1 pseudogene is annotated in these 876 nt (G+C 53.4%); it reads left to right on the forward strand.

The features are described 5' to 3' along the window. Positions 1-256 precede the first annotated feature (256 nt). A pseudogene (locus tag GFB49_RS20925) lies at positions 257-803 on the forward strand (IS5 family transposase); the annotation flags it as partial. Positions 804-876 lie beyond the last annotated feature (73 nt).

Below are 876 nucleotides of genomic sequence, written 5' to 3' on the forward strand. Positions count from 1 at the left end.
TGGAAAAGCCCCGTCGCCTTCGAGCGAAAAGTGGCCTAAACGAGCACTGGGGGCGGCACAAAAGCGGGACAGGTCCATTTCGTTCTTCAATGGATTTTAGACAAGTTGATTTTAAGGGCAAAAATCGCCGTTAGAGGCAAAACTTTGTGCACCTTCTCATACCTGTAAATGATCACATGGTTCTGCATTTTTAGGGTCAGGACCCATTGATTTTCGCATGGAGGCGTGATTCACGTTTCGAAAACGAGCGGTGAATGTGTCTGATCTTTTCTGGCTGACGGATGCGCAGATGGCGCGTCTTGAACCCTTTTTTCCGAAGTCTCACGACAAGCCCCGCGTTGATGATCGGCGTGTTCTGAGTGGGATTATCTTCATCAATCGCAATGGCTTACGATAGCGCGATGCGCCAGCGGCCTATGGCGCGCACTAGACGTTCTGCAATCGCTGGAAACGGTGGACCGATAAGGGCGTCTTCGCCCGGATGATGGCGGGCCTGGCTGCCGAGCACGGCGAAGAGAAGACCGTGATGATTTACGCAACCTACCTGAAAGCACATCGAACGACGACCAGCATTAGCGTGAAAAAGGGGGGGCGTGGGCGCCCGATCGGCAGGAGTGTGTAGGATCGGTATTTGATCCGGGGAATCAAGTACCCTGAAAACGGGCGGCATGAATACCAAGCAGCATGCCATCTGCGCCAGTCAGGGGCGGCCTCTTAACCTGTTCGTCACAGCCGGCCAAGTCAGCGATTACATCGGCGCGCGGGGATTTTTGAGCAGCTTGCCGAACATCGAATGGCTTGTGTGGATGGCTCCTGCATAGCAAGACATTTTTGATCTGATTTGTGCATTTGTCAGAAGCAGTCATGTGTCCGGCC

The organism is Tritonibacter litoralis (assembly GCF_009496005.1).
GTDB lineage: Bacteria > Pseudomonadota > Alphaproteobacteria > Rhodobacterales > Rhodobacteraceae > Epibacterium > Epibacterium litoralis.